We start from the raw sequence: 13,693 nt of genomic DNA on the forward strand, positions 1-13,693 counted from the left end.
CCGAAGGGCTAGGACAAGTGAAACAAGATTTAGTGGAGGTGGGAAAAGCCGCACTTCGTGCATGGCTGAAAGAGGCGGTACAGGGGGCAGGACGAAACGTTCATCCCGCCCGCGATCGCCAGGCAGCAGAAACCAAGGTGAACAGAAAGACCAGGAGAGAGGATGGAGATCATCCTCAGGATTCTCATGTAGTAGAGGCATAGGCAGTGGTTTCTCGAAGCTCTCTGCAGGCCGATCAACATATGAAGTCGACCTACTCGGAGCAGATTCGACGGACGCTTGGATGCGCCTACGGGTATCGTATTGGGTCGGGCGAGAGGGATCATGTGGTTCGAGTTCGAGTCAAGTGCTGATAGGCTCTATTTTCAACAGAGAACAATCCCAATCGGCGGGCAGTGCCCACTGCCGGGCCCATCGGTAATCCGACAACAGGCTGGCCCATGAGCTGTCGAAATGGCTGAAGCAGGTTCTTACCCCCGATCGTCCGCTGTGCGAGTCACAAATCAGTGGGAGCGCGGCGGACTCTCATGGACCCAACTGGGAAAGCGAGTGTGGCATGAGGTGCAGAAAGACGGACTCCTTGGACGGGCCGCACAACTCGCCTACTATTTTCTCCTGGCGCTGTTTCCTCTGCTGCTATTTTTCACGGCACTCATTGGATTATTCCCGATTAATGCCCCCACATCAGCCATCCTGGATTACGCGAGGCAGGTGATTCCATCGGAAGCCCTCGGTCTCGTCGAACGTTACTTGGACAATGTCGTGCATGGAAGCGGGACGGATGTCTTGTCCCTGGGAATCATCGGAGCACTGTGGGCATCGTCCAGTGGGATGACGGCAATCATGGAGGCATTGAATGTCGCGTATGATACCGCTGAAACACGGCCGTTCTGGAAGGTTCGGCTACTCGGCATTCTGCTCACACTCTGTCTTACCGGCCTCATCATCCTGTCCGCCACATTGGTCGTATACGGAGGATTCGTATTGGATTGGGCGACCCACTTCTTTGCACTCACACTCGTTTCAGAGCTGACATGGCGACTAGTTCGCTGGCCGCTGGCCATCGGCCTCATGCTCGTGGCGATGGCCATCATCTACTATGCATGCCCCGATGTCGAGCAGCCATGGCGATGGGTCACGCCTGGAGCCGTATTCGCCGTCCTGATGTGGTTGCTGGTCTCTCTGGCCTTTAAATATTACGTTCAACATTTCGGCAACTATAATGTTGCCTATGGCTCAATAGGTGGGGTCATCGTGCTGATGCTGTGGTTATATTTGAGCGGAGCAGTCATTCTGCTCGGCGGCCAGATCAATGCCGAAATTGAAGCAGCTGCCCGGCAACAATAATCTCTTCCGGATTCGACTCTAAGAAGTTGAGAGGACGCAATCTGTGTTTCCTTGTGCTGGGACCAGAACATCACCAGCTGGCCCAAGGCGACCGTAGCTCCAAACAAGACCAGTTCTTTACGATAGGCACGTCTCAACGAATATCATGAGTTGACGGTATTCCTCCAGGTCAACGTTCCGAGGATGATGGAGTGCGCCTGCGTGACACTCTTGTGAGCACATTCCTCATCGAGACTGGAAGGGTATTCTTTCCGACAGGTTCACCGGTTACGTATCCGTCATCATGATCACGGGTGTCGACTAATCGTAGTGAGGAAGAACATGCTCCGACCTGACACGTCAGCATCTGCATAGATTTTACCGAAAGTCCCTGCCCTTCGGCGATGGAAACGACACTGTGGCCTCAGCTGAACTAATGCCCATGGATCCAACAAACCACACACTGCCCAATACCAGGCTCATTCCTGCGGAACGTATGGCGACCGATGCACCTATCTTCTCCATAACGACTCCTTTCTCCCTTATGGTAAGTTGACGCAACTGCACCGCCTTGTTTACTGAAGAGTAATGCCATCTCAGCATCGCAGGAACCTGGGGAGGGTCCAGGCTGGTACGGGATCATCCGTCCAGCGTGCGTCCTCAGACTCAGTACCCTCGACAATGGTGGGATCCATGCGATTGCGAAGAATCACACGATCGAGAATATCTCCGCATTGGACACAGCGCAGGGCCGAGACCTGCTGTTCAACGAACATATCGACCGTGCTATCTATACGCTCCGCGACGAGCAACCCTCCGCAGCGCCTGCAATTTCGTGATCCACGCAGCATCATGAGGAACCGAGCTGCCTGGAGATCATCATGATGCGGCAACATTCCTGTTGTCGCGGTCTTACGGACCTTCTGTTTCACACGCATGGTTTACCTCCCCACCTCTGAATCAGCTGAATTTGGTTACGCTTCTGACATCACCCGATTCCTCAGACGATACTGTACGGTGGAGAATACGAGGGAGAGGCTAGCAATCCCTCTAGATCTACACCTAGAGGAACCCTGTTCTTGATGAGTTCTCCACCCTGATGCCGTAGTTGTAATAGCCGCTAGATTGGAAACCAGCGATCTTGATCATGAGATCCGGCACAGTCAGCATCTCTGATTTTCACCAAGTTCAACTGCTGCACAGTTTGGAACTGAATCTCAGGAGCGTTCTTGAACAAATTCGTGAACTCGACTGCTACTGCGGAATGCGGGCTCAGTTTGCTGTGGCTTGGACAGACCTCCGTCATCCCCTATAACCCAGGGCTATTACCAGTTAAACCTCTAGCACCGACCTCCTATACTGTGACGCGTGACATATTTTACCGATCATGTCTCAACGCCTGATGGCGTGGACGTAAATGACTGCATCCTGGCCACAGCATTACCATCGTTGATTGCGTTGCGAATATTCGCAACGAGTGCGGCCATGATCGTAATGGCGTGGTCCTTAGTGGAATTGATCTGGCAGGGCATCTCCCCTGTCACGTTCACGGATCTCGTACCCTCAGCACTCGCCATGAGCACGATGACTGCCTCAGGGTTCCTCCTAGGCGGCGCAAGCTTGCTCCTCTACACTTATGGAAGTCCTTCTCATTCACGTCAAACGACGGCTCAACTCGGGGGTACGCTCATTATCATCTGTAGCTTTGGGTACTGGGCGACCTCTCACGGGTTGGACTCCTCAGAGGGTGCTCTCGGAGCGCCGCTTCTGGATCAGAGCTTGAACTCTTCTATCCCGATTGCCTGTGCGATTCTGATCTGTCTGGGACTTGCAATTCTGACTCTGTCTGTCCGCACGGCTTCCGGATACCGACCTTCACAATATTTTGCTGGAGCCCTCATTCTCCTGGGAGCCGTCCCCGGCATCGGTCATCTCTATGACTTCTCGAGTCTTCTTGAGTCCACACACCATGTCCCCATCGACGGTTCAACCAGCATCATGTGCATTTTCTTGGGCCTCGCACTTCTTTGTATTTATCCGACCGAAGGATTCATGCGGCCGTTCATGGCCCCAGACATTGGCGGTGCGCTCTTGCGGCGCCTCGTGCCGGTTGTCATCGGTCTGCCGCTCGTTGCCGGATGGTTGTGCATCCTCGCGCAACGACAGAGCTGGTATCCCTTCGGTTTCGGCATCATAGTCGTGATCGCGGTTGTACTGCTGATTCTTCTGATTTGCCTTTGGTATCTGGCTGGTTTGGCCAATCGAATCGATCAGGAACGCTACAGCCTGGTCCGGGCTTGGATAGAGCAGGAGACCAGGCTACGGCTGGCTGCGGCGGCGGCTCGAATCGGATATTGGCGATGGATGGGGTCGAAGAACGCCATTGAGATTGACCAAGTCTCTGGTGAACTACTCGGCCTGTCGTCCGGTTCACAGCTGACCCTGGGCACGTTCATTCAGGCGATCAGGCAGGAAGATCGCCGTGATTTGATGCAGGCCATCGAGAAGGCCAAACTGGACGGTCAATCATTTGGGGTCGAATGTCGGCCCGTGACGACAACGCATGCACAATGGATCAATGTAAGGGGAGTTCCGTCAAATCAACTCGATAGCTCCTCCTGCCGATTTCATGGTGTCATCGTCGATATTTCTGAGCGTCGCAACGCGCAGGATGCGCTTCGGGACAATCAACAGCGGTTGAATAGTATCGTGCAATCCGCCATGGATGCGATCATCACGGCCGATCAAGATCAACATATCCTCCTATTCAACAAGGCAGCGGAGCAACTCTTTCAATGTCGGGCGGAAGAGGCCATTGGAAGACCCATTAGCCAATTTGTTCCAGAACGAGTTCGTCAGCGGCACCACTCTCACATGATGGCATTTCAACAAAGTACGGTTAACGCTCGCCAAATGGGACGTCCGGGGTCGGTGAAGGCCTTACGAGCTGACGGCCATGAAATCCCGATCGAGGCATCCATCTCCAAAGTGAATGTGGGCGGACACAGCTTGTGCACGATCATACTTCGGGACATTACCGATCGCCTGAAGAGCGAAGACGCTATTCGTGAACGGGAAGCCCGTTTTCGGCACATGGCCGACAGTGCGCCGGTCATGATGTTCATCACAAGTTCCACCGGGGTCTGCACCTACCTGAATCGGCAATGGTATGGATTTACCGGTCAAACTGAAGAGACCGGGCTGGACTCGGGATGGCTCAATCATGTGCACGATGACGATCGCCGCCATGTGATGGAGTTGCTCGATGATTGCGGCAATGTGGAGCCCCGCCGATTGGAGTGTCGCATACGGAGGTACGACGGCGAGTTTCGATGGACACTCTGCTCTGTCTTGTCTCTGGTCGATGAACGGGAAAGATGGGAGGGGTGTATTGGTTCGATCATCGATGTCACGGATCATAAATTGGCCGAGCAAACCCTCAAAAGATCGGCTGAGGAACTTGAGCAACAAGTCACAGAGCGGACAGCGGCGTTGCGTCGCTCGCAGAAACAGTTGCGTGCCCTCACAGACCAATTGACGCGCGCGGAATATCAGGAACGACGACGGATTGCGGGCGAGCTGCACGATTATCTGGCACAACTTCTCGTGGCTGCGCGCCTAAAGTTGGCGCAGGACTCTCGACCATTAAAAACCGACAAGGACCGGACGCTCGCGAGAGACTTGGAACGAATCTTGGATGAAGCGCTTACCTATACTCGATCATTGGTCGCTAAATTAAGTCCTCCCGTGCTGTACCATCTCGGATTGCCCGCCGCGCTTCAATGGCTTGCCGAGCAGATGGAGGAGCATCAATTGATTGTGGAAACGGCATTTGACGTTTCACCCTCCCTCCCGAAGTTTGCAGATGACGTGGCCGCCATTCTGTTTCAGTCCGTGAGAGAACTGCTCTTCAATGTCATGAAACACGCGGGTTCATCCCATGCTCAAATCGCGTTACGAGCGACGCCGGATCAGCAACTCATGATCATGGTCACCGACCAAGGTTGCGGATTCGACCCCTCACAACTGGACCAGGCTTCTACCATTCCCACTTCATTCGGTCTCTTCAGCATCAAGGAACGGATGGAAACGCTCGGTGGGTCGGTGCACATCCACAGTCGTATCGGACACGGCACATCGGTCACCTTACTGTGCCCTTTGTCAACCCTGGTGAAAACCAACTCATTATCGTCGGCTTCAGACGGACATGACGAAACATCCATCGCTCTTACATCGCAGGCATCGCGCTCGCTTCGCATTTTGTTAGTCGATGATCATGCCATGGTTCGTCAGGGAATTCGGGCCCTACTCGAACGACATCCCAACATGGAGGTTGTGGGGGAAGCGTGGGACGGACAACACGCCTATGAGCTTGTGGATGCCTTGCATCCGGACGTCATTGTGATGGATGCCAACATGCCGCGACTTGATGGGATCGAAGCGACGCGTCGCATCAAGCGAACGCATCCTCATGTGGTGATCATCGGATTATCCGTGCAAACAGCGACCCAGGTGGCCACGAGCATGTTGCAAGCAGGTGCGAGCAGCTATCTGACGAAAGAATCCGCCGGAGAGCAACTCTACGAGACCATCCTGGGTGCAGTGGCATCCCAACACCTTTAGTGAAAGAAGAGCCACTTCCCCACCCCATGGTGATGTACGGTGTCTCGTTCGAACAGACCATCAGACGTCTCTAAACTTGGGAATGCCTCAGTGTAAATGTGCCGAACGTGATTTCCTACATGCTCCCAGATTTTCATGATGTCACGCATCTTGGCTGGAGAAGGATTCGGATAGACCGAACAAACCTATCGCTTCCGCTCGCCACGACAAACAGGCCAAGCTGATACGAGATGGAGCTCACTTTCGTGTCCACCACATGCGGTCAGGAGTTCAGAGCTCCATGAATGACGAGTATTCATCGAGGCTCAGAGGCACACCACCTGGTTTTATTCTTCACAAGGTCATGTGCCGATCCTTCGGGCGCTAATCGACGACTGGATCATCCTATCAGGCCATCGGTTTGCGCCCTGTCAGAAATCCCACTAACGCGAGCAGGACAAATATGACAAACAAGGCATACGCGATACTGGTCGCAGTGCCCGCGACTCCTGATAATCCGAGTACCCCAGCGATAATGGCCACAACGAGAAACGTCACTGCCCAACTCAGCATGGTGTGCCTCCTGGTTGCATGATTGAGGTGCGCATATCGTCACTGCTACTGCCGTCTCTCTCACTTACAGAAGAGTCGGAGCGACTCGATGTCATTTTTCATCTGAGCGTCTGACAAGCTACCCAGGGTTTGGTTGGGTGCCAGAATGAGCGTGCGCCCTGCGAATTCCGGATCCACGTACACAGTCATCATTGCCTCAGGGCCGACGATGATGCTTTCGATATCATTGTCCCAGTTTTGATCGTTGAGGCCTTTGAGCGTAGCTAACTCGTGAGGACCGATGAGCAAGAGCCGCAGGCCGTTCTTATCGAATTCGGCATTCATATAAATTTCCGCCCAGCACTTATTGTCATGCTTGAGCGGATTATTATCCTGTTGTTGAGAAACGCCGGCCTCCCCGGCATGGCTCCCCGTAAACGAGAGACTCACCAACAAGCTGATCAGTCTGACCCATCGCAGTACACGCGTCATACCAACTCTCTCAGGTGCGTCACCTGCATGGGGAACCTGTCCTTGCCTCAACTCCCACCCAATTCGAGACCACATACTCGATGCGCATGCAATGCGATCAGAAGTGAACATTAAGGCCCACCGTGATCATGTGCCCGTTATCGTTAAACCGCTTATCGTCAAGTGCCGCATTCTTCGACGAAATTTTCTCCAGCCAGATGTGTCGATACGACGCATCGGCAGAAAGATGACGAGTGATGAAGACTTGTACTCCCCCACCGACATGGCCTCCGAACCTCTGCTGGGTATCATCAAAGTTCCCCGGACCCGTGACGGAGGTGAAGTACCAGCCTCCCCCTCCAAGAATGAAGGGAGCAATCCGTTTCAGACCTAATGGATAAATCATCAACGATCCCTGAACCGGATAGGAGTGGACTCGCGTATCGCCAAAATCATTCCGGCGATAATCGACGGATCCCTCCACGGCTAGATATCGGATCGGATGAACCCGTACTTGCGCCCCCCCATACCACTGACCATCCCCATCTTTCGGGTCAAAGTAGGTCGCACGTCCGCCGATAGAGAACAGTCCGACATCCACGTCGTCGAACAGACTTTCCGCCTTGGCGTTTTCGACTGCGGCCAGCGACAACGATCCGACCGTGAGCAATGCCGCGGCGTACACCCTGAACCGATTCCACATCATATTCATCCTCCAAGCCTCCTCAAAAAATCTCCTGTAAAAAATGAGCCTCTCATCGGCTACTTCTTTTTTCTTAAACTCCGTAAAATCCCACTGACCTATGATTCCAATAACGATAACAGCTAACGATAACAGCCTCATTATTCGTACGATTCATTCGTACGAATAGATATACCCACTCGGCAGGCGGTAAGCGCCTGGCAGATGCCCTAGTCTATCGGGCGTGCCACCCTAGCCGCAGTCAGCCAGAGAAGCTGTGGCACGGTTGAATTCGAGACGGGTAAGGCGTAGGCTACCGCTCCCCTGTATATCGCAGGAACGCGACACTCTGGAGTAGGACACCCTCGTCGAATTCCAATACTCGAGGTTTCCCTCATTGAAACACTCGGTATGAGTACCAGCATAGAGAGCACGATTCCATGAAGATTCCAGTACCTGAACGGAGACTGACCCTCATCGGCCTCAGCTTGGGACTGGTCGTCCTCGTGGTCCTGGTGATTTACACGCTTGATCGAAAGCGGGAGCAGGCTGAACAACGAGAAGCCGTTCGCGAGATCCGCAACGTCGTTGAACTGATTCAGTCGTTCCAATCCTACTTATTGGATGCGGAGAGTGGGCAACGCGGATTTTTGCTTACCCATGATCTGCAATATCTTGCTCCCTACCATGTCGCGGTCGACAAGCTTCCTTCCGTGATGACACAGCTCGAACAGAAGACCAGCCAGAATGCATCTACGAAGCAACACCTGGAAATCTTGCGACTCTTGACCCAGAAAAAAATGGCGGAGTTTCGCACTACACTGGACATGGCACAGACCCGTTCTACAGAGGCCGTCGATTTCGTACGCAGCAATGCCGGGAAACTCCTCATGGATGACATCAAGATGAATCTCATGGCCATATTTGACGGAGAGAATGAACTTCTCAGATCGGCCGATGAGCGTGAGAAGCAAGCTGCCGATGAAGCGTTGCGGATCATCGTCTGGGTCACAGCCCTGGCGCTGCTGCTGTTGGTGGTTGGGACCTATCGCTTGATTCGAGATACGACATCCGGGGAACTAGCCGATCGGTTAACCGAACAGACTCAACTTTTGAATTTAGCGCCCATCATGACTCGCGATATGAACGGCCGGATTCTGTCATGGGGCAAAGGGTACGAACGCCTCTATGGCTGGACGAAAGAAGAAGCCGTTGGGAATATCAGCCACGACCTGCTCAAGAGCCGGTTCACTCAACCGCCGGAGGAGATTCAAGCAACGCTCTTGCGGGATGGTCAATGGACCGGAGAACTCACACACACGCGACACGACGGGACCGCCATCACAGTCTCTGCCGATTGGACCTTACTGAAACAAAAGAATAGGACTCCCACAGCAATCGTCGAAGTACATACCGATATCTCAGAGCTGCATCAGACCAAACGTGCGCTCGCAGAACAGTCTGCCTTCACGCGATCCATCCTTGATTCACTTGACATTCAACTCGTCGTGATCGACGCACAGGGGGTGATCCTTCGGGTCAATGAACCATGGATACGTGCTGCGAGGGAAAACCTATGGCCGTATCATTCTGAGCTCCTTGGTGTCGGCGCCAACTATCTGGAGGTGATTCGAAGAGCTGCCGTCTCCAATAGCGAGGTTCGGCAGACATTGGACGGTATCGAGGACGTCCTGGTCGGAAAGAACGACCTGTTTGAGCAGGAATATTCGTGCCATGCTCTGCCACAACGACGGTGGTTTCGAATCTCCGTATCTCCTCTGAAGACAACTGAATCTGGCGCAGTGATCACCCAGCTTGACGTGACCACTCGCAAGCTTGCTGAAGAAGCACAAGGGTTCATAGCGGCCATCGTCACGGACAGTCTGGACGCCATCATCACCAAGTCCGTCGAAGGCACCATTCTGACGTGGAACCGAGGCGCCGAGAAGCTCTTTGGTTATTCCACCGAGGAGATCGTCGGTCAATCTGTCGACCTGCTGGTGCCTGAAGAGTTGCGAGAAGAGGAGCAGAATGTCCGTCGCCGCACGCTTGGCGGCATAAACGTCGAACAGCTTGAAACTCAACGCCTCCACAAGGTTGGTCGACGAATCGACGTGTCCATCAGCATGTCGGCGGTCCGCGACAAAACCGGCATCATTATGGCCACCGCACAAGTGATACGAGACATCTCCTTTCGCAAACGGGCAGAGCTGGCCCTCCAAGCGAGCGAACGGTTCGGCCGCGCGTTATTCCAGAGCAGCCCCGATTGTGTAAAAATTCTCAGCCCAAACGGGGAACTGCTCGATATGAACACACAGGGTATGTGCGCGATGGAGATCGAAGAGATCGAAAGACTGAAAGGAAAACATTGGACACAACTCTGGCCTGCCGAGGCCCGAGAGATGATCGAGCAAACGCTTGACAAATGTCGGACGGGGGAACCCTCCAGCTTTCGAGGGTTTTGCCCAACCGCCAAGGGAAACCCTCGCTGGTGGGATGTGGTTGTGACACTTGTGCAAGATGGAAGCGGTCGGATGCTTGCCGTATCTCGAGATATCACCGAGCACGAACGAATTCAGAAGGCCATCAAAACCAGTGAGAAGCGCTTCCGTACGCTGACGACGCACATTCCGCAACTTGTGTGGTCGTGCCGATCCGACGGAGCGTGCGATTATCTGAGCGAGCAATGGTTGTCCTACACAGGGACGACGCTCGAACAGAATGTGGGGTATGGCTGGCTGTCCTTGATCCACCCGGATGATGCTCCAGGAGTCGACCGAACATGGAAGGAATCCGTTGCTTCAGGATCGCCCTTCATTACCGAGTATCGGCTGAGGGCTGCCGACGGCGCCTACTACTGGCAGCTGGCCAGAGCGACTCCGCAACAGGACAATTCGGGAGAGACGTCTGCCTGGTTCGGAACCACCACTGACATTTCAGCTCAAAAAGCCACCGAAGCCTCGCTTGAGCGGGTCAACTCGCTGCTCGAATCTAAAAGCGAGGCCCTCGTGGCCGCGAACAAGGAGCTCGAGTCCTTTTCCTATTCGGTGTCGCATGACCTCCGCGCACCGCTTCGCACCATGACGGGATTTGCCCAAGCCCTGCTCGAAGATTACGGCGAGAAATTAGAACCGGAGGCTTCACGCTATCTCACGATCATCTCCAATGGTGCTCGTCAAATGGGCCGCTTGATTGATGATCTGCTTTCTTTTTCACGGCTGTCACGTCAAAACTTGGCAGTGAGTTCGATCTCACTTACTGAGCTCGTGCAAGAGATCCGTAACGAATCGGTCGCAGATCAATCCGGACGAACGATCGAGTGGGACGTTGCCGACCTGCCACTGTGTCGAGGGGATCAAACCACCATCAAGCTGGTCCTTGCCAATCTCCTCGGCAATGCGCTTAAATACTCTCGGCTGCGGGACATAGCAAAGATCCAGGTTGGGTGGGAAGTTGATGAGCAGCAGCCGAGATTCTGTCGAATCTTCGTGAAAGATAACGGAGTCGGCTTCGATATGCGATATGCGGACAAACTGTTCACTGTGTTTCAACGCCTGCATCGGGCGGAGGAGTTCGAAGGAACCGGTGTCGGTCTGGCGATCGTGCAGCGCATCGTGCACCGCCATGGAGGACGTGTCTGGGCGGACGCGCGACCCAACGAAGGTGCCATATTTTGGTTCACACTGGAACGCTCCTCATGACCACACCTATGCATGCTGATATTCTCTTGGTCGAGGATAATCCCGACGACGTCGAACTCACACTCCGAGCCCTCAAGAAAAACAACGTCACCAATCGGATCGCGATCGTCAGGGACGGAGCTGAAGCCTTGGACTATTTGTTTGCCACAGGCCGGTATGCCGATCGCTCGCCCTCCGCACCTCCCAAGGTAGTCTTGCTGGATCTCAAACTGCCGTTGATAAGTGGAATTGAAGTGCTCCGGCGGTGTCGAGCCGACGCGCAGCTGCACCGCATTCCCATCGTCGTGCTTACTTCCTCCCGTGAGGAGCCTGATATCCAAACCTGTTACGATCTTGGTGTGAATAGCTATATTGTGAAGCCCGTGGATTTTCAACAATTCACCGATGCGGTTCGACAGGCCGGCCTCTATTGGCTGCTCCTGAATGAGCCACCGGGCGCGGTATGACCCCCCAGAGTCACACAACGCAGTGCTCGGCGGAGACGCAGGCGCTTCTTCCGCTCAAACTCCTCATTGTGGAAGATCGCGAAACCGATACTGAGTTGATCGTTCGCGAACTCAAGAAGCATGGGTACGATCCCACATGGGTGCGTGTCGACACAGAAGAGGAATTTCTTCACCAGGTTCAGGCACCGGTCGACTTGATTACCGTCGATGCCATCATGCCTCAATTCAGTGCGAAGCGCGTCTTGACCCTGCTCCAAGAACACCAGCTCGATATCCCTTGCATCATTATCTCCGGATCGATCGGTGAAGAAGAGGCTGTCGCGCTGATCCGCGCGGGCGCGGTGGATTACCTCATGAAAGATCGCCTTGGCCGCCTCGGACAATCCGTCCGCTACGTGCTTGATCAACACCACCTGCGCACCGAGCATCGCCAAGCTCACCAAAGCCTCGTGACCTTGAATGCGGAGCTGGAACGACGGATCGCCGAGCGAACCGCCAAGCTCGAAGAGGTCAATCAGCAACTGGCTCAAGAGCTGGAAGAGCGCAAGCAGGTCGAGCTTCGTCTTCGACAACATGAGGCGATGTTGGAACGTCACGTCGCGACACGCACGATCCAGCTGGAGCGGTCGCATGTCCGGTTGCGCCGTCTCGTCTCCGAATTGACGCTCGTCGAACAACGTGAGCGGAAACAACTAGCATCGGAGTTACATGACTATCTTGCTCAGTTGTTGGTGGTCGCGAAACTGAAGATCGACCAACTCAGCCACAATCCGTCGTCAGAGCACACCGTCCGGATGATCTGTGAAGCACGATCCTCACTCGATCAGGCGCTGACCTATAGTAGAACGCTTGTTGCTCAGCTCAGCCCGACAGTGCTCTTTACCCAAGGGCTCGTGGCCGCCCTCCAGTGGTTGCCGGAATATTTCTCCATGTATGGACTGCGGGTTCATGTGCAATCGTCCGTCTCCTCCGTCATTCTCGCCGAAGACCAGTCCGTGTTACTGTTTCAATCGGCACGCGAACTCTTATTTAACGTCCTGAAGCACGCCGGCACCGGAGAGGCCACCGTCGGACTCGATATCCTCAATGAACAGACGTTACGGATCACAGTGGCGGATCGCGGAGCGGGGTTCGATGCACGGAGTTTGGGAGGGGAAACCAAGGGGTTTGGACTCTTCAGCATTCGCGAGCGTATCGAAGGACTGAACGGGAACGTTTCCGTACAGTCCTCTGCTGATACCGGAACTCAAATTGAGATTTCTGTCCCCTGGTCCCATAGTGATATCTCATCAGACCCGCATGGTCCGATGGATGACATCACAAAGCCGTTGTCCGATATTCCCCCCTTGTCGGGAACCTGTCGCGTGGTCATTGTCGACGACCATACATTGGTTCGGAAGGAGATGTGTCAGCTCCTGTCTACAATACAAGGTGTGACGGTGGTCGGTGAAGCATCGGATGGGAAGCAAGGAGTAGAGCTCGTCGCCACATTACACCCAGATCTAGTCCTGATGGATATCAATATGCCGGGACTCAACGGAATCGAAGCGACAAAACAAATCCTTGCTCACAACCCGGTACTGAAAGTGATCGGTGTCACGGTCAACACGGAACGCGATATTCATGCACGGATGCTGGCTGTTGGAGCCGTCGCTTGCCTGGCAAAAGATTCGCTTTCCCATGATCTTCAACCGACCATTTCGAGAATTCTCGAGCAAGCTCACATGGCACAGTCTCCCTGAGCCGGCGTCGTTAAGGATACACCGCCAGTCCTCTTCAGAAACGGCTCCTGCAATGATTCGCACAGGACGGCCCTGTGGTCATCGAAGAAACCCGAAGAGATAAAGGAAGACGACGATCACTCCCGGAACACCAAGCAGCCATAACAGCAGGCCTTTCCACATATGCTTTCC

General features: G+C 54.1%; 10 protein-coding genes. 6 read left to right on the forward strand and 4 right to left on the reverse strand.

Features of this window, described 5'->3' with window-relative positions; translation table 11 throughout:
* Window positions 1–203 (forward strand): hypothetical protein (locus ACYX34_RS09745; RefSeq protein WP_462076363.1); only part of this gene is annotated, 203 nt, incomplete at its 5' end.
* A 250-nt stretch (window positions 204–453) separates the two neighbouring features.
* Complete coding sequence (locus ACYX34_RS09750; protein ID WP_462076364.1) at window positions 454–1,347, forward strand: YihY/virulence factor BrkB family protein; 894 nt, start codon at window positions 454–456, stop codon at window positions 1,345–1,347.
* 575 nt (window positions 1,348–1,922) lie between these two features.
* On the opposite strand, the gene ACYX34_RS09755 is transcribed toward ACYX34_RS09750, so the two are convergent.
* Window positions 1,923–2,264 (reverse strand): hypothetical protein, encoded by a 342-nt coding sequence (locus ACYX34_RS09755; RefSeq protein ID WP_462076365.1) that lies wholly within the window; start codon window positions 2,262–2,264, stop codon window positions 1,923–1,925.
* A gap of 547 nt (window positions 2,265–2,811) precedes the next feature.
* Here ACYX34_RS09755 and ACYX34_RS09760 point away from each other — a divergent pair.
* Window positions 2,812–5,949, forward strand: coding sequence for a PAS domain S-box protein (locus ACYX34_RS09760; protein WP_462076366.1), 3,138 nt, complete (start codon window positions 2,812–2,814; stop codon window positions 5,947–5,949).
* 387 nt (window positions 5,950–6,336) lie between these two features.
* Here the strand turns inward: ACYX34_RS09760 and ACYX34_RS09765 are convergent, their stop codons facing one another.
* From ACYX34_RS09765 to ACYX34_RS09775, 3 genes are all read right to left on the reverse strand, one after another.
* Window positions 6,337–6,501: a DUF1328 domain-containing protein gene (locus ACYX34_RS09765; RefSeq protein WP_462076367.1), complete on the reverse strand. Its 165-nt coding sequence runs from the start codon at window positions 6,499–6,501 to the stop codon at window positions 6,337–6,339.
* Between the two features lie 60 nt (window positions 6,502–6,561).
* Window positions 6,562–6,972 carry a hypothetical protein gene (locus tag ACYX34_RS09770; protein ID WP_462076368.1) on the reverse strand — a complete coding sequence of 137 codons (411 nt, stop codon included), beginning with the start codon at window positions 6,970–6,972 and terminating at the stop codon, window positions 6,562–6,564.
* A gap of 97 nt (window positions 6,973–7,069) precedes the next feature.
* Window positions 7,070–7,663, reverse strand: a complete 594-nt coding sequence (locus tag ACYX34_RS09775; RefSeq protein WP_462076369.1) for an outer membrane protein — start codon at window positions 7,661–7,663, stop codon at window positions 7,070–7,072.
* A gap of 410 nt (window positions 7,664–8,073) precedes the next feature.
* Here ACYX34_RS09775 and ACYX34_RS09780 point away from each other — a divergent pair, with 410 nt between their 5' ends.
* Genes ACYX34_RS09780 through ACYX34_RS09790 form a run of 3 tightly spaced genes read left to right on the forward strand, consistent with a single transcriptional unit; the run spans window position 8,074 to window position 13,522 of the window.
* Window positions 8,074–11,334 carry a PAS domain S-box protein gene (locus ACYX34_RS09780; protein WP_462076370.1) on the forward strand — a complete coding sequence of 1,087 codons (3,261 nt, stop codon included), beginning with the start codon at window positions 8,074–8,076 and terminating at the stop codon, window positions 11,332–11,334.
* On the forward strand, window positions 11,331–11,780 hold the full coding sequence (locus ACYX34_RS09785; protein ID WP_462076371.1) for a response regulator: 450 nt from the start codon (window positions 11,331–11,333) through the stop codon (window positions 11,778–11,780). The genes ACYX34_RS09780 and ACYX34_RS09785 overlap by 4 nt, the downstream gene beginning before the upstream one ends.
* On the forward strand, window positions 11,777–13,522 hold the full coding sequence (locus ACYX34_RS09790) for a response regulator (protein WP_462076372.1): 1,746 nt from the start codon (window positions 11,777–11,779) through the stop codon (window positions 13,520–13,522). The genes ACYX34_RS09785 and ACYX34_RS09790 overlap by 4 nt, the downstream gene beginning before the upstream one ends.
* Window positions 13,523–13,693 lie beyond the last annotated feature (171 nt).

This window comes from Nitrospira sp. CMX1 (genome assembly GCF_054902215.1).

Bases quoted from the DNA above. Each gene is read 5' to 3' on its own strand.
- ACYX34_RS09790 (WP_462076372.1), top strand. From the start codon at position 11,777: ATGACCCCCCAGAGTCACACAACGCAGTGCTCGGCGGAGACGCAGGCG.
- ACYX34_RS09785 (WP_462076371.1), top strand. From the start codon at position 11,331: ATGACCACACCTATGCATGCTGATATTCTCTTGGTCGAGGATAATCCC.
- ACYX34_RS09760 (WP_462076366.1), top strand. From the start codon at position 2,812: ATGATCGTAATGGCGTGGTCCTTAGTGGAATTGATCTGGCAGGGCATC.
- ACYX34_RS09775 (WP_462076369.1), bottom strand. From the start codon at position 7,663: ATGAATATGATGTGGAATCGGTTCAGGGTGTACGCCGCGGCATTGCTC.
- ACYX34_RS09770 (WP_462076368.1), bottom strand. From the start codon at position 6,972: ATGACGCGTGTACTGCGATGGGTCAGACTGATCAGCTTGTTGGTGAGT.
- ACYX34_RS09755 (WP_462076365.1), bottom strand. From the start codon at position 2,264: ATGCGTGTGAAACAGAAGGTCCGTAAGACCGCGACAACAGGAATGTTG.
- ACYX34_RS09765 (WP_462076367.1), bottom strand. From the start codon at position 6,501: ATGCTGAGTTGGGCAGTGACGTTTCTCGTTGTGGCCATTATCGCTGGG.
- ACYX34_RS09750 (WP_462076364.1), top strand. From the start codon at position 454: ATGGCTGAAGCAGGTTCTTACCCCCGATCGTCCGCTGTGCGAGTCACA.
- ACYX34_RS09780 (WP_462076370.1), top strand. From the start codon at position 8,074: ATGAAGATTCCAGTACCTGAACGGAGACTGACCCTCATCGGCCTCAGC.